General features: G+C 39.0%; 15 protein-coding genes. 12 read left to right on the forward strand and 3 right to left on the reverse strand.

What is annotated here, in order from left to right:
• The first annotated feature begins 4 nt into the window (after positions 1-4).
• Entirely contained in the window at positions 5-301 is a 297-nt protein-coding gene (ihfA, locus tag SJ312_RS02840; RefSeq protein ID WP_004263721.1) for an integration host factor subunit alpha, read from the forward strand.
• A 52-nt stretch (positions 302-353) separates the two neighbouring features.
• Here the strand turns inward: ihfA and SJ312_RS02845 are convergent, their stop codons facing one another.
• Entirely contained in the window at positions 354-1,520 is a 1,167-nt protein-coding gene (locus SJ312_RS02845) for a hypothetical protein (protein ID WP_319866897.1), read from the reverse strand.
• Positions 1,521-1,629: 109 nt separating this feature from the next.
• Between SJ312_RS02845 and btuC the strand changes: the two genes are divergently transcribed.
• The 11 genes from btuC to SJ312_RS02900 all read left to right on the forward strand — a co-directional run bounded on the left by btuC (position 1,630) and on the right by SJ312_RS02900 (position 12,613).
• Positions 1,630-2,634: a vitamin B12 ABC transporter permease BtuC gene (btuC, locus tag SJ312_RS02850; RefSeq protein ID WP_153673497.1), complete on the forward strand. Its 1,005-nt coding sequence runs from the start codon at positions 1,630-1,632 to the stop codon at positions 2,632-2,634.
• Between the two features lie 2 nt (positions 2,635-2,636).
• On the forward strand, positions 2,637-3,413 hold the full coding sequence (locus SJ312_RS02855; protein WP_110591608.1) for an ATP-binding cassette domain-containing protein: 777 nt from the start codon (positions 2,637-2,639) through the stop codon (positions 3,411-3,413).
• Positions 3,414-3,532: 119 nt separating this feature from the next.
• Positions 3,533-4,678, forward strand: coding sequence for a UDP-4-amino-4-deoxy-L-arabinose aminotransferase (arnB, locus tag SJ312_RS02860; protein ID WP_319866898.1), 1,146 nt, complete (start codon positions 3,533-3,535; stop codon positions 4,676-4,678).
• Positions 4,678-5,670, forward strand: coding sequence for an undecaprenyl-phosphate 4-deoxy-4-formamido-L-arabinose transferase (gene arnC / locus SJ312_RS02865; RefSeq protein ID WP_004263733.1), 993 nt, complete (start codon positions 4,678-4,680; stop codon positions 5,668-5,670). Before arnB ends, arnC begins: the two co-directional genes overlap by 1 nt.
• Positions 5,670-7,655, forward strand: coding sequence for a bifunctional UDP-4-amino-4-deoxy-L-arabinose formyltransferase/UDP-glucuronic acid oxidase ArnA (gene arnA, locus SJ312_RS02870; RefSeq protein WP_096863958.1), 1,986 nt, complete (start codon positions 5,670-5,672; stop codon positions 7,653-7,655). The genes arnC and arnA overlap by 1 nt, the downstream gene beginning before the upstream one ends.
• Positions 7,655-8,548, forward strand: coding sequence for a 4-deoxy-4-formamido-L-arabinose-phosphoundecaprenol deformylase (arnD, locus tag SJ312_RS02875; protein ID WP_004263737.1), 894 nt, complete (start codon positions 7,655-7,657; stop codon positions 8,546-8,548). The genes arnA and arnD overlap by 1 nt, the downstream gene beginning before the upstream one ends.
• 7 nt (positions 8,549-8,555) lie before the next feature.
• A complete protein-coding gene (arnT, locus tag SJ312_RS02880) occupies positions 8,556-10,214 on the forward strand; it encodes a lipid IV(A) 4-amino-4-deoxy-L-arabinosyltransferase (protein WP_319866900.1) in 1,659 nt (552 codons plus the stop codon).
• The gene (gene arnE / locus SJ312_RS02885) at positions 10,211-10,558 is read left to right on the forward strand and encodes a 4-amino-4-deoxy-L-arabinose-phosphoundecaprenol flippase subunit ArnE (RefSeq protein ID WP_004263742.1); all 348 of its coding nucleotides are present in this window, start codon (positions 10,211-10,213) and stop codon (positions 10,556-10,558) included. The genes arnT and arnE overlap by 4 nt, the downstream gene beginning before the upstream one ends.
• Positions 10,555-10,962, forward strand: a complete 408-nt coding sequence (gene arnF, locus SJ312_RS02890) for a 4-amino-4-deoxy-L-arabinose-phosphoundecaprenol flippase subunit ArnF (protein WP_004263744.1) — start codon at positions 10,555-10,557, stop codon at positions 10,960-10,962. Before arnE ends, arnF begins: the two co-directional genes overlap by 4 nt.
• Positions 10,963-11,044: 82 nt before the next feature.
• Positions 11,045-11,533, forward strand: a complete 489-nt coding sequence (locus SJ312_RS02895; RefSeq protein ID WP_004910384.1) for a C40 family peptidase — start codon at positions 11,045-11,047, stop codon at positions 11,531-11,533.
• Between the two features lie 63 nt (positions 11,534-11,596).
• Positions 11,597-12,613: a lipoate--protein ligase A gene (locus tag SJ312_RS02900; RefSeq protein WP_110591611.1), complete on the forward strand. Its 1,017-nt coding sequence runs from the start codon at positions 11,597-11,599 to the stop codon at positions 12,611-12,613.
• 78 nt (positions 12,614-12,691) lie between these two features.
• Here the strand turns inward: SJ312_RS02900 and SJ312_RS02905 are convergent, their stop codons facing one another.
• Positions 12,692-13,063 carry a helix-turn-helix domain-containing protein gene (locus SJ312_RS02905; RefSeq protein ID WP_004910390.1) on the reverse strand — a complete coding sequence of 124 codons (372 nt, stop codon included), beginning with the start codon at positions 13,061-13,063 and terminating at the stop codon, positions 12,692-12,694.
• 617 nt (positions 13,064-13,680) lie between these two features.
• On the reverse strand, positions 13,681-14,730 hold the full coding sequence (locus SJ312_RS02910) for a hemin-degrading factor (protein WP_096863962.1): 1,050 nt from the start codon (positions 14,728-14,730) through the stop codon (positions 13,681-13,683).
• Positions 14,731-14,814: the final 84 nt, after the last annotated feature.

The raw sequence follows: 14,814 nt of genomic DNA on the forward strand, positions 1-14,814 counted from the left end.
ACCTATGGCGCTTACTAAAGCTGAAATGTCAGAAAATTTGTTTGAAAAACTGGGTGTTAGCAAACGTGATGCTAAAGACCTTGTCGAAACTTTCTTTGAAGAGGTTCGCCTTTCCTTAGAAAATGGTGAGCAAGTAAAATTATCTGGATTCGGTAACTTTGATTTACGTGATAAAAATCAACGTCCCGGACGTAACCCAAAAACTGGGGAAGATATTCCAATTACTGCTCGCCGTGTTGTTACCTTCCGCCCAGGCCAAAAATTAAAAAGCCGTGTAGAAAAAGCAACTCCGAAAGAGTAATTATATCGTTTGATATGAAAAAAGACCGCCTAGGCGGTCTTTTGTTTTTTTGTCACATAAATTGTTTGAGCTCTCTATCTATTAACGTCATAAGAAGTTCATTCGCGGAATTCTTAAAAGCGGTTTCTTTCATCATAACTTTATGTTTTTTCTTTTTACTTAACTTATTGAAATTATTATATTCGTCAGTTGTTATTTTGGTTGATGACAACCCTCCACCAACAGCTATGGCAATATTCTTTGGTTCCATTTTGTTTTCTTTTGAATGTATCGCGATTTTAACAAACAGCGGCATACAAATTTGTAAATGCAATGGTAGTTTTTGCAGCTCAGGCAATCTTTCATCCGCGTTGTTTTTGGCTATCTGTAAAGTTTTATCTCTCTTGTTTGGAGCCATATTTTTAACATTTTTTTTTGTTTTATTTTCTTTATCTCTCTTGTTTGGAGCCATATTTTTAACATTTTTTTTTGTTTTATTTTCTTTATTGATTGATTTTTCATATTTATTTATTAATTTTTTGAGTTTGTCTTCTTCATTTGAATGCTCGGTTATTATTTTGTTTCGTAACTCTTTAATGGCGCCGGTAAGTTCATTTTGTGTAAAACTATTATCTTCTCTTATTTTTTGACTAAAGCTTGCATTATCAGTTAGTTTTACTAAGAGGTCAGAAATTTTAGAGTTAACACCGCTTATCCTTAAGATACCTTCTTGTTTAATAAATGTTGGGTTACTCAGCAAAGCTAAAATAATCGTATTCATGGAATGAAGCTCTGCTTTTTCACCCTCAGATATATCAGGATACTGGTTGATTAATTCAATATTTTTTAAGTAGATCTTGTTGGCTGCACTTGCCCATTCTTCAGTTGGGCACTGAGCTGACAAATCACTCGCTTCAAGTTCATATTGTTTCTGAAGCTGCTTCGCATGAATTGGTTCAATAGGTTGATTTACAAAGTTGTTAGTAGGTTGGTTATTGGCAGATGGAGGTAAGACAGTTGTACTTTTAATATATGCGGGGTTATCTATAATCTTAATATTGTCAAACTTATATTTTACCATAAATTTGAGTTCATGATACAGAGAATCAAGGGACTGCATTACTGTATTTTTAATGGCTTTTAGTGAATGAATAAAAGACGTGTTTTGTCTTTCATCAGATGATTTCGCTTTATTATCGTGTATCTGATTTGTAGACGAATATGTTTTAAAATAGCTCATATGTATTACTCCAAAGTAAAAAAAACTAAAGAAGTTTAGATTCATTCGTATACTATCTCTTACATAAAAAGCTATAATTCATTAACTTAATGAAAAAACATTTATTATCATGATAGCTAACCAACTTGAGCATTTGAAAAATAAACAAAAGGCAACGGACTTACGTTTGATTGTTATATTGGTTATCAGTCTGTGTATCGTGTCCGTTTTTTACCTTTGTGTTGGGGAAATATGGTATTGGCCGAATCAATGGGTCGGAGAAAGTGCCAAGCTTTTTGTTTGGCAAATTCGTTTTCCACGCCTATTAGCCGTGATAGTTATTGGTGCAGCGTTAGCTGTTACTGGGGCCCTTATGCAAGCTTTATTTGAAAACCCACTAGCTGAGCCTGGGTTATTAGGGGTAAGCAATGGAGCGGGTGTTGCTGTGGTGCTGGCTGTATTATTGTCTTCAGGCGTGACGCACTATTGGCTATTAAGTATTAGCGCAATTATGGGAGCACTATTGTTTACCTCCATATTGCTCTATTTTGCTCGCCGTAAAAACTTGAATAACTCTAGCTTATTGCTTGTTGGTGTTGCTCTGGGCGTGATTAGTGGTGCCTGTATGACATGGATGGTGTACATGAGCAGCAACCTTGATTTGCGACAGTTACTCTATTGGATGATGGGGAGTTTTAGTGGGGTTGATTGGCGACAATTTGGTCTTGTTATTGGTTGCTTGCCATTTTTAATTTGGGTGCTTTTCCAAGGAAATATACTGAATTACCTTTCATTAGGAACGGTACAAGCCTATCAATTAGGTATCTCAATTCATAAATGGCGTTTTATATTGATTATTATTAGCGGTGTATTAATTGGTCTCAGCGTTGCTATTGCGGGGGCGATTAGCTTTATTGGCTTAGTTATTCCTCATATATTGAGATTAAGTGGTTTAACAGATAACCGCGTATTATTGGTTGGTTCTGCAGTGGCAGGGGCATTAGGGTTATTAACAGCAGATATTCTGTCTCGGTTATTAATCGCCAATGCGGAAGTTCCCATTGGTGTTATTACGGCAACCTTAGGGGCCCCGGTATTTATTTTCTTGTTAATCCGTCACCAACAATGGCGGTAAAAATGATGGAAAATAAATTAATTATTGATATTAAAAATATTACCATCGATACACGCTTGGTCAATGTTTCAGCTCAAGTGCTAGCTGGTGAACAAATTCATATATTGGGTGCCAATGGGGCCGGGAAAAGTACATTATTAGCTGCGATAAGCGGTTATTTGCCTGTAGGTGGCGATATTTTAATTGGTGGGCGAAGTATACGGCAATATCATATTGCTCAATTGAGCCAACAACGTGCTTATCTTTCACAATTAGTTAGTTACATTCCAATACTCAAAGTTTTTCAATATGTTGGCCTGTTTTCACCTAACACAGTGTTTTCTGCTGGTGTTTTTGAGCGTTTATGTAGCGATTTTCAACTAACATCATTATTAAGTAAACCTATTAACCAACTCTCGGGTGGTGAATGGCAAAGAGTCCGAATTGTAGCAGCATTTTTGCAGGTCTGGGATAAACAGCAATGCGAGGGGAAATTTATATTATTGGATGAGCCGACCAATAATTTAGATATTATTCAGCAAGCAATGCTTGATAAATGGATTAAATATTTTTGTGATTGCTTAGGAACCGTTATAATGAGTGGTCATGATCTTAGCCATTCGTATAAAAATGCATCTTGTATTTGGATGATAAAACAAGGACAGTTAGTCGCAGTAGGGAAACCAGAATGTATAATGACAGAAAAAAATTTATCTGACATATTTATGTCTGAAATTAAGTTAAGCCACAGTGCATCTCACCGGGTGTGGCAGGTTATAAATTTAACGGATAAGCAATAAGGTGTTTTTATCACTTATTTTTGCATGATAACCCCGCAATGTTTGCAGGTGTTGAGGTTCGGTTAAAGTATAATTAACTAGAATATTCTATTCACAATGAAAACTAGGCTATAAACAATATGAGCAATTTCTTACCATTTTCAAAACCGGCAATCGGTTATGAAGAGGTCAAGGCAGTTGAAAAAGTTCTGCGTTCAGGCTGGATAACTACAGGCCCACAGAATCATCAATTAGAAGAAGATTTTTGTAAGCGTTATGGCTGTAAGCATGCGATTGCACTTTCTTCTGCAACAGCGGGGATGCATGTTGTCTTAATGGCATTAGGTATTGGCCCTGGTGATGAAATTATTACACCATCACAAACATGGGTTTCTACGATTAACATGATTGAATTGCTTGGTGCAACCCCTGTGATGATTGATGTTGATCGTGACACATTAATGATCCAACCTGATGCCGTAGAAAAAGCGTTAACAGAAAAAACAAAGGCCATTATCCCAGTTCATTATGCGGGGGCTCCTTGTGATCTTAACGCATTGCGTTTGATTGCTCAAAAAGCCGGTGTAGCTTTAATCGAAGATGCAGCACATGCCGTGGGTACTCGTTATAAAGATGAGTGGATTGGCGAAAAGGGAACGTCTATTTTCTCTTTTCATGCCATCAAAAATGTCACCTGTGCGGAAGGGGGATTAGTCGCAACAGATGATGACAAGCTCGCTCAGCGTGTACGCACGCTTAAGTTTCACGGTCTAGGCGTTGATGCGTTTGATAGACAAATGCAAGGCCGTAAGCCGCAAGCAGAGGTTGTTGAACCTGGTTTTAAATATAATTTGTCTGATATCCATGCTGCAATAGCGGTTGTGCAATTATCTCGTGTCGAGCAGTTAAACCAGCGTCGTGCTGAACTGACGGCGCGTTATCGTGAATTGCTAAAAAAATCCCCATTACAGATGCTTACCGTACCTGATTACCCACATTTACATGCTAATCATTTATTCATGGTGCGTGTTGATAAAAAACAATGCGGTATTGACCGTGATACTTTCATGGAAAAATTGAAAGAGCATGATATTGGAACAGGGCTGCACTTTCGCGCTGCACATACTCAAAAATATTATCGCGAAAAATACCCTGAATTAGTTTTACCTGAATCAACCTGGAATAGCGCCACATTGTGTTCATTACCTTTATTTCCCGATATGACGGATGCAGATGTTGAACGGGTTGTCAAAGCTGTAGAAGCAGTTCTTTTGGAGTCAAAATAGTGTCACACGCAGATGAATTTGATGAGATAAAAAAAGTCTCAGTGGTAATCCCTGTCTATAATGAAGAGCAGAGCTTACCGCAATTACTAGAACGTACTATCAAATCATGTAAACAATTAACTCAATCTTATGAATTAATTTTAGTTGATGATGGTAGTAGCGATCGTTCAGCGCAAATGCTTACAGAAGCAGCGGAAAATCCAGAAAACCACGTTATTGCAATTATTTTAAACCGTAATTATGGGCAGCATTCTGCTATTATGGCCGGTTTTAACCAAGCGGATGGCGATTTAGTAATTACCTTGGATGCGGATTTGCAAAATCCGCCAGAGGAAATCCCTCGTTTAGTGCAAACAGCGATGCAAGGTTATGATGTAGTTGGTACACGCCGTGCGAATCGCCAAGATTCTTGGTTTCGCAAAACAGCGTCTAAAATGATTAATGCGATGATCACCAAAGCAACAGGCCGCTCTATGGGTGACTATGGCTGTATGTTACGTGCGTATCGCCGTCATATTATTCAAGCTATGTTGCAATGTCATGAAAGAAGTACATTTATTCCTATTTTAGCAAATACATTTGCACGTAGAACCATTGAAATTGATGTAGCGCATGCAGAACGCGAGTTTGGTGATTCTAAATACAGCTTTATGAAGCTGATTAATTTAATGTATGACTTATTAACATGCTTGACTACGGCACCACTGCGTTTATTGAGTGTTGTCGGTAGTATTATCGCCGCTGGCGGTTTTTTATTAGCGGTATTGTTAATTGCATTGCGTTTAATTTTTGGCGCAGAGTGGGCCGCAGATGGCGTATTCACGCTGTTTGCAGTACTCTTTATGTTTATTGGTGCACAGTTTGTTGCCATGGGTTTATTGGGCGAATACATTGGTAGGATCTACAATGATGTGCGCGCGAGACCCCGTTATTTTATTCAAAAAGTCGTTGGAGCAGATGCGAAATCCGACAAAAATCAGGAAGAAGACTAATGAAAGCTATTGTTTTTGCCTATCATGATATTGGCTGCGTAGGGCTAAAAGCGCTTGAAAAAGCAGGTTTTGATATCCAAGCAGTGTTTACCCACACTGATGACCCAAATGAAAACCACTTTTACTCCTCTGTTGCGCGTTTAAGTGCTGACATGGAGCTTCCTGTTTTTGCGCCTGAAAACGTTAATCACCCATTGTGGATTGAACGTATTCGCGAAATGAAACCTGATGTGATTTTCTCCTTCTACTATCGTGATATGTTGAGTGAAGAGCTGTTAGCTATCGCGCCTAAAGGTGCGTTTAATCTACATGGTTCATTACTCCCTAAATATCGCGGTCGTGCGCCTATCAATTGGGCATTATTAAAAGGCGAAAGCGAAACAGGTGTAACCTTACATAAAATGGTAGCTAAAGCCGACGCTGGCGATATCATTGCTCAAGAAAAAGTGGTTATTACCGATACAGACACTAGCCTAACTTTACATGCAAAAGTCCGTGAAGCGGCGGAAGTTTTGCTGGATAAAACACTGCCATTAATCGAAACTGGTAGCTACAAAGCCGTTGCACAAGACGAAAGTCAAGCAACGTACTTTGGTCGTCGTACCGCTGAAGATGGTTTGATTAATTGGAACGACAGTGCAAAAGACGTTAATTGCTTGATTCGTGCAGTGACTGAACCTTACCCAGGTGCGTTTACCTATTTAGGTGCGCGCAAAATGGTTATTTGGCGCGCACGCGTTTTAGATGATAACCAAGGTAAACCAGCAGGTACGGTACTTTCGAGTGACCCACTGCGTATCGCTTGTGGTCAAGGTGCTATCGAAGTGATTAGCGGCCAAAGTGAGACGGGTTTATATATGCAAGGTAGCCGCCTTGCTAATGAAATGGGTATCGTGACAGATGTTCGTGTTGGTGCAAAACCAACGGCACAAGTAAAACGTCGTACACGTGTTCTGATCCTTGGTGTTAACGGCTTTATCGGTAACCACTTGACTGAGCGCCTGTTAAAAGACGGTAATTACGATATTTATGGTATGGATATCGGTTCTTCCGCAATTGAACGTTTTATTGGTAACCCTCGTTTCCACTTTATCGAAGGTGATGTGAGCATCCATACAGAATGGATTGAATATCACATCAAAAAATGTGACGTTATTCTGCCTTTGGTTGCGATCGCGACGCCAATCGAATATACCCGTAACCCACTGCGTGTTTTCGAGTTAGACTTCGAAGAAAACTTAAAAGTTGTACGTTACTGTGTGAAATACAACAAACGCATCATTTTCCCATCAACTTCTGAAGTTTATGGCATGTGTGATGATAAAGAGTTTGATGAAGATGAATCACGCCTGATCGTAGGTCCAATCAATAAACAACGTTGGATTTACTCAGTATCTAAACAATTACTTGACCGAGTGATTTGGGCATACGGTGCAAAAGAAGGTCTGAAGTTCACCTTATTCCGTCCATTTAACTGGATGGGACCACGTTTAGATAGCTTGAACTCTGCGCGTATTGGTAGTTCTCGTGCAATTACACAGTTGATCTTGAACTTGGTTGAAGGTTCTCCGATTAAACTGGTTGATGGTGGTGCACAAAAACGCTGTTTTACAGATATTAAAGACGGTATTGAAGCACTGTTCCGTATTATCGAAAATAAAGATGGTAAGTGTGACGGCCAAATCATCAATATCGGTAACCCAACGAATGAAGCCAGTATTCGTGAATTAGCGGAAATGTTGCTGGAAAGCTTCGAAAAACACCCACAACGTGGAAAATTCCCTCCATTTGCAGGTTTCCGTGAAATCGAAAGCAGCAGCTATTATGGCCAAGGGTATCAAGACGTTGAACACCGTAAACCAAGTGTTGAAAACGCACGTCGTTTACTGGACTGGGTTCCAACTATCGATATGAAAGATACCATTGAAGAAACATTAGATTTCTTCTTACAAGGTGCTGTTGAAGAGTTAGGTAATAAAGACTAATGAAAAAAGTTGGCTTGAGAATTGATGTGGATACCTACCAAGGTACATTAAAAGGGGTTCCACAATTACTCAAAGTGCTCAAAGAGCATAATATTCAGGCCAGCTTTTTCTTCAGCGTAGGACCCGATAACATGGGGCGCCATTTATGGCGCCTTTTGCGTCCTAAATTTCTGTGGAAAATGCTTAGGTCTAATGCAGCATCCCTTTATGGGTTAGATATCTTATTAGCGGGCACAGCATGGCCGGGTAAAAAAATTGCTAAGGATTTAGGTTACTTGATGAAACAAACCTTGGATGCTGGTCATGAAGTTGGCTTACATGCATGGGATCATCAAGGCTGGCAGGCTAAGGTTGCGAAATGGAGCAAACCGCAACTGACAGAGCAGGTTAAGCTAGGTGTTGATGCATTGGAGCAAGCTATTGGGCATCGTGTGACTTGTTCAGCCGTCGCTGGTTGGCGAGGCGATGAGCGCGTATTGGAAGTTAAACAAACGTTTAACTTTGACTACAACAGTGATTGCCGTGGTAAATATCCATTTAGGCCAATTTTAGCGGATGGCTCATTAGGGACAGTTCAAATTCCTGTAACACTGCCGACTTACGATGAAGTTGTGGGAACAGTCGTGAGTGATGAGGCATTTAATGATTTTATTCTTCAAGCAATTAAAGAAGATCAAGGCATTCCAGTTTATACTATTCACACTGAAGTGGAAGGGATGTCTAAATCGGAACAATTTTCACAATTATTGGAACGAATTACACAAGAAGATATCCAATTCTGTACATTGAGTGAATTACTGCCAGACGATTTGAATTCATTGCCAAAAGGGCGTGTGGTGAGGGCACCATTCCCTGGGCGTGAAGGCTGGCTAGGCTGCCAAGAAGAGGAATAAGCAACCTATGTTGAATAACCGAGCGAGCAAAGTAGGAGCCTCTCTGCTGGCTCTTTTTTTTATCTTAACCTATTTATTGCCGTTGGATAGCCGTTTACTTTGGCAACCAGATGAAACACGATATGCGGAAATTAGCCGTGAAATGTTACAGCGTGGGGATTGGATTGTTCCTTACATGCTGGATGTACGTTATTTCGAAAAACCAGTAGCAGGTTACTGGATAAACAATATTAGCCAGATGATTTTTGGTGAAACTAATTTTGCTGTTCGCTTTGGTTCGGTTTTTTGTATTTTCCTCAGTGCATTACTTGTCTACCGTATGGCAAAAATGATGTGGCGTAATAACCACGTTGCTTATGTTGCTAGCCTCATTTATATCTCAATGTTCTTGGTGTTCTCCATTGGAACTTACAGTGTGCTCGACCCAATGTTGTCTTTATGGATAGCGGCAAGCATGTTCTGTTGTTTATGGGCAATGAAATCGAGAGACGTAAAATCCAAACTAGCGGCATGGCTTTGTCTTGGGCTGGCTTGTGGCATGGCATTTATGACTAAAGGCTTTTTAGCCCTTGCGATCCCCGTGATAGTCATGCTTCCTGTCACAATCTATCAAAAGCGGTTCCTTGAGTTACTAAAGTACGGGCCGCTTGCAATAATTTCGGCGGTTATTATCAGTTTGCCATGGGCTTTGGCGGTTGCAAAACAAGAACCAGACTATTGGCACTATTTCTTTTGGATTGAGCACATTAAGCGTTTCACAGCAGATGATGCGCAGCATATTGCACCGTTTTGGTATTATATTCCAATTATCATTCTTGGCGCTATTCCATGGGCAGGGCTGTTGCCAGGTGCGATAATGAAAGGCTGGAAAGAACGTAAATCTAGCCCCGATATGTTTTTCTTACTGTGCTGGTTTGTTGTTCCTGTTATCTTTTTCAGTATTTCCCGCGGTAAGTTACCAACGTATATGTTACCGTTTATGGCGCCATTGGCATTGCTTATGGCGAAGTATGGGGTTGATTGCGTTCGTAATGGTAAAATGAAAGCATTGAAAGCCAATGGGATCATTAATGTTGTATTAGGGATCACTGCGGTTATAGCGGTAATTGTCGTGAGCACGGTGATCAAAAAACCGTTATACGAACCTGATGAATGGTCAAAAATGGTGTTAGGTGTCGTTGCATTTTCTATTTGGGCGATTATCGGTTACCTATGTACGGTATTAAATGCTAAATATTGGTTATGGGCAGCCTCGTGCTCTTTGGCCGTGAGTTTGTGTATTGGTAGTGCTCTGCCGAACAACACCATCGATTCTAAATTACCTCAAAACTTTATTCATCAAAATCATGATTTACTGATGAATAGCAAATATTTGATGGCCAGTAATGTTGGGGTCGCAGCAGGCCTTGCGTGGGAAACACAAAATTCCAATATCTATTTATACAATAGTAGTGGAGAGCTAAGTTACGGTTTGGAATACCCAGATAGCCAACATCGCTTAGTTAAACCGGATCAATTTGCACAGTGGCTAGAAAAAGCACGCAAAGAAGGGCAGGTAACTGTTGTCTTTTTATTAGGCCGTAAAGAAGGGTTACCGGATATTCCTAAGCCAGATGAAGTCATTAAAAATTCACGTATGGCGATTGTGGTTTACCATCAACAATGATTGCACAACTACTGCTGTTATTGCTGGTTAGCGTTTTGACCTGCGTTGGGCAAGTGGCTCAAAAGCAAGCCGTCGTCAATTGGCAGAGTAATAAAACCAATAAAACAGCATCAGCCTTTCGGTGGCTGGTGCTGGCGGTTTTTATGCTAGGCCTTGGCATGTTGTTTTGGTTGAAATTATTGGAAACCATGCCGCTGAGTATCGCTTATCCAATGTTAAGTATTAATTTTGTATTAATTACTTTAATTGGCCAGTTTGTTTATAAAGAGCAAACTGGGCTTAACCACTGGTTAGGGGTTGCTGCCATTATGTTTGGTATTTTGCTAATGAGTATCGGCGTATGAACAAGGGTTATTTGTGGGTGATTAGCAGTGCTTTATTAGTCACAGTCGCTCAACTGAGCTTAAAAGCCGGGGTAGTTGAACTACCCTCATTCACACTTGGCTGGCATTGGCTACAATTAGAGTGGTTACTCGCAAATATTACTAGCTTAGGAATTATTTTTTTAGGGTTAGTTTGTTATGCGTTATCGATGTTATGTTGGCTATTAGCTTTAAAACACATAGCATTGAATAAAGCTTATCCGCTTATTAGCTTAAGCTATGTTTTCGTTTATTTATTAGCGGTTTTCTTGCCTTGGTTTAATGAACCTGCGACAGGGCTAAAGGCTATTGGAATTGGCTTTATTTTATTAGGGGTATGGCTAATTAGCCGGCCCAATAAATCACCAAGTGATAGAACGGAATAATTTCTTAGTTGCTTATATTATAGTCTTCACGCACTATAATATAGGCAAGTTATCGCAATAAGATAGATAAATAAGGTGCTTTATGGTTATCAAAATACAACACCTACCACTATTATTGTGTTTAGTTTTAATTGGTTGTTCATCGACATCTGTTAAAAGAACGCCGCCGCCGCCATTAAAAACACAACTATCAGACCCAATCATGACGATAGCGCAATTAAAAGATCAGCTAGAGCAGTGGTATGGTACGCCTTATCATTATGGTGGAATGAATCAGAATGGTGTGGATTGTTCCGGTTTTGTCTATCGCACATTTAACGACCGTTTTGCCATTCAGTTACCTCGAACAACAGTAGATCAAACTCAATTAGGCACACGGATTGATAAATCTGATTTGATGCCGGGGGATTTGGTGTTCTTTAAAACAGGTTCAGGGGAGAATGGGTTACATGTGGGGATTTACGATACCGATAATACATTCATTCACGCATCAACGAGTAAAGGGGTAATTCGTTCATCAATGGATAATGTTTATTGGCGAAAAGTGTTTTGGCAAGCAAGACGTATCTAAATTCACTATTTTATTCAGTGATTATGCTATCTTAAGGGCAAGTTTTGTTTTAAGGATAGCTCAATGTCAACAGTACGTTTACTCATCTCAGAATCCTACGACCCTTGGTTTAACCTTGCGGTTGAAGAAACTATTTTCCGACAAATGCCAACCGACCAACGTGTTATGTTTCTTTGGAGAAATGCGGATACCGTGGTTATAGGGCGTGCTCAAAATCCGTGGAAAGAATGTAATACACGGCGGATGGAAGAAGATAATGTTCGTTTAGCTCGGCGCAGTAGTGGTGGTGGTGCTGTCTTTCATGATCTAGGTAACACTTGTTTCACATTTATGGCGGGAAAGCCAGAATATGATAAAACAGTTTCTACACAAATCATTGTTGATGGATTAGCACAGGTCGGTATCAACGCACAAATTTCAGGTCGCAATGATTTGGTTTTAGATACAGAAAGTGGTCCGCGAAAAATATCCGGTTCTGCATACCGAGAAACGAAAGATAGAGGTTTTCACCATGGAACCTTGCTGATTAATGCAGATTTAAGTCGTTTAGCTAATTACCTGAACCCAGATCCTAAAAAATTACAGGCAAAAGGGATCACGTCAGTGCGTTCTCGTGTAGCTAATTTATCTGAACTTGTTCCTAATATTTCTCATGAAATTGTTTGTGAGGGAATAATTAAAAGCTTTTTTAATTACTTCGGTGAAACGGTCGAAGCAGAGTATATTTCCCCTGAAAGATTACCTGATTTGCCAAATTTTCCAGAAACCTTTGCTAAGCAAAGTAGTTGGGAATGGAATTTTGGGCAAGCACCAGCGTTCACTCACTATTCAGATACACGTTTTTCTTGGGGAGGAATCGAGTTTCATTTTGATATCGAAAAAGGCGTGATAAATCGCTGTCAGTTTTTTACAGATAGCTTAGACCCATCCCCTTTGGAGTGGTTAAGTGAGCAATTGACGGGTAAAACATATCAGACAGAAACAATACGCTCCTTAGGTAAACAAATGGCCGTAAAATGGCCTCAATTGCAGGAACAGTTAGCTGATTTGGAAAACTGGCTAGTCCATGAATTAAGTTAAAAAAAGAGCCGACATAGTCGGCTCAGACATAGACTTCAAAATTGCAAATAACTAATAGGAAGGGATGTTCTAAAATAATCAGTTATGACAGCTACAAGTCATAAAGTTTTTGCATTCAGGTAATTCACCTGATTGGCGAAATTTTGCAGGCGTTGTATCAAAGTGCTTTTTAAAGATGCGGGTAAATGTCGCCTGTGAACTAAAGCCATATTGCAATGCGATATCAAGAATAGGTAAGTTGCCTTCACGTAATGATTTAGCTGCTTCTAATAAACGACGTTTACGGACGTATTCACCAAGCGTGCAGCCTTTCATTTCTTTGAAAACACGCTGTAAATGCCATTTTGAATAGCCGCTTTTATCGGCAATTGTGTCGATTTTGATGCCTTCATTGCGCTGCAACTGACTTTCAAGCCATTTAACAATATCGTTGACTACACTTTCTGACATATTTACCTCCTACTCAAGTAGGCTATTGTTCATTAATAACTAATAATAACTCACGAAATTAGGGTCTATTCTTCCTGTTTTTCCGATATATCGATAGGCTAAACGTGCGGTTTATTAATGAGAATAACTATCAGTACAATAGATGTTGAAAAAAATAACATTTTAAACATTCAATATTGTATGTTTAAAATTCTTTTAATTCAAGTAACTATGTTTTTATGTCATTTTTATAGATGAGAAAAAGAGAAAGTTTTCATCATGTTCAAAAAAATTGTTCAAGCTATTCGAAATTATTAACCAAGTAAATAATTGAAATATTATTGCTTCATTTATAATCGTATTTCTATAACAATAAACAGGAAATTCCGAGGTAATTGTTATGATTGAAAGTGCTTGTAACTACAGTTTTCGTAGTATGAATAACTAATATATGCGGTAAGTTAAATACTTTATGCGAGAGATGGATGATTATTCTATTTCTATATCAAAAAGTGGCGTGAATTAATGAGGTAAAGGGTCTATGGCAATTTTCATGTCTAATTCAAACCACAATTTCTGATTGAAAAGTATTTAGAAAATTACCATGACAGATTATCTACTTTCTTATTATTCTTTTATTATATGCGAGATATCGAAAGAATTTGCTTGCTCCATTCTATTTGTTCAGGAGTGCCTTCAATACGCTGGCCATACATTTGAATAATTTGGTTACCTTGGGTATCAAAGACCTCAAGACTTGTCACAAATCCATCTTTAGTTGGCTTACGTGTGACCCAGCACTCAGAAATGCCATTTTCAATGATATGAAGTTTAAAGTTTGTACTTGAAACATTTAACCAATCAGTTTGAGAACTTTCAACAGAGAGTGATGATAGTTCATTTATTTTTCCTGTAAATATTTGCACACACCCACGGTTTCCTACAAAGAGCATAACTTCATTTTTTGCATGGTATGCAAGAGAGAGTAATTCAGATAAAGCCGTAGTAGGGACTTGCCATGCTAATTCTTGGCTAACGACACGAAAAACTTGCTGACGACTTAAATTGTGTTTCTTTAATATACCAAAGAACTGATGAACATTGGTCATCTCACGCCATTGTTGCTCTAATTGAGAGGCGAGTTCTTCGCTAATTTTCTGTTCTGAAAATGGCGAAATTGTTTTAGGTTCGATAGGCGGATTCTCTGATGTGCTGTAGCGCTCTATCATGGCTTGCCAAGCAGCTATATCAGAGTTGTCGGTGGAAAAGACCTTGTGTAACGAATCACCATATTTATCGAAAAATTGAATACTGTGGCGAGTTCCCTCTGGCATTTTTTCAGTGAGTGCAAAAACTGAGCTCCACTGCGCAAAGAACATGCGTAAGTCTAATGCTTTAGGGTTTAGAAATAGCCCACCGTGGTTACTAAATTTTGGGTTATTGTATGCACCCGTTTGAATACTAACAGCGTACTGATTACGAGTGATCCCTATAGCTTTGCCTATTGTGGTTAAATCTTGCAAGATATCAATAGGTTTACTGACCAATCGTTGAACATTATCTTTACCGACACGACAATGAATTAGTTGGGCCTCCGATACGCCAAGTAAGGCCGCTATTTCTTGGGAGTGCTTATCAGAGTGCGTTTTCTTAGCTTGCAGGTAATCATTATAGAGGTTTGAATTCACAAATTTTTCCTTAATAAAATTAAAAGACATAGTGAAAAGTTATCAACTGATTTATTTTTTATACTGCTGATAAATTCAATAAAA

It is taken from the genome of Providencia sp. CIM-Carb-044, from assembly GCF_033901115.1.
Taxonomy (GTDB): Bacteria; Pseudomonadota; Gammaproteobacteria; order Enterobacterales; family Enterobacteriaceae; genus Providencia; species Providencia hangzhouensis.

Excerpts from the sequence above, each read along its gene's own strand:
- ihfA (WP_004263721.1), top strand. The coding sequence starts at position 5 with ATGGCGCTTACTAAAGCTGAAATGTCAGAAAATTTGTTTGAAAAACTG.
- SJ312_RS02845 (WP_319866897.1), bottom strand. The coding sequence starts at position 1,520 with ATGAGCTATTTTAAAACATATTCGTCTACAAATCAGATACACGATAAT.
- btuC (WP_153673497.1), top strand. The coding sequence starts at position 1,630 with ATGATAGCTAACCAACTTGAGCATTTGAAAAATAAACAAAAGGCAACG.
- SJ312_RS02855 (WP_110591608.1), top strand. The coding sequence starts at position 2,637 with ATGATGGAAAATAAATTAATTATTGATATTAAAAATATTACCATCGAT.
- arnB (WP_319866898.1), top strand. The coding sequence starts at position 3,533 with ATGAGCAATTTCTTACCATTTTCAAAACCGGCAATCGGTTATGAAGAG.
- arnA (WP_096863958.1), top strand. The coding sequence starts at position 5,670 with ATGAAAGCTATTGTTTTTGCCTATCATGATATTGGCTGCGTAGGGCTA.
- arnD (WP_004263737.1), top strand. The coding sequence starts at position 7,655 with ATGAAAAAAGTTGGCTTGAGAATTGATGTGGATACCTACCAAGGTACA.
- arnT (WP_319866900.1), top strand. The coding sequence starts at position 8,556 with ATGTTGAATAACCGAGCGAGCAAAGTAGGAGCCTCTCTGCTGGCTCTT.
- arnE (WP_004263742.1), top strand. The coding sequence starts at position 10,211 with ATGATTGCACAACTACTGCTGTTATTGCTGGTTAGCGTTTTGACCTGC.
- arnF (WP_004263744.1), top strand. The coding sequence starts at position 10,555 with ATGAACAAGGGTTATTTGTGGGTGATTAGCAGTGCTTTATTAGTCACA.
- SJ312_RS02895 (WP_004910384.1), top strand. The coding sequence starts at position 11,045 with ATGGTTATCAAAATACAACACCTACCACTATTATTGTGTTTAGTTTTA.
- SJ312_RS02900 (WP_110591611.1), top strand. The coding sequence starts at position 11,597 with ATGTCAACAGTACGTTTACTCATCTCAGAATCCTACGACCCTTGGTTT.
- SJ312_RS02905 (WP_004910390.1), bottom strand. The coding sequence starts at position 13,063 with ATGTCAGAAAGTGTAGTCAACGATATTGTTAAATGGCTTGAAAGTCAG.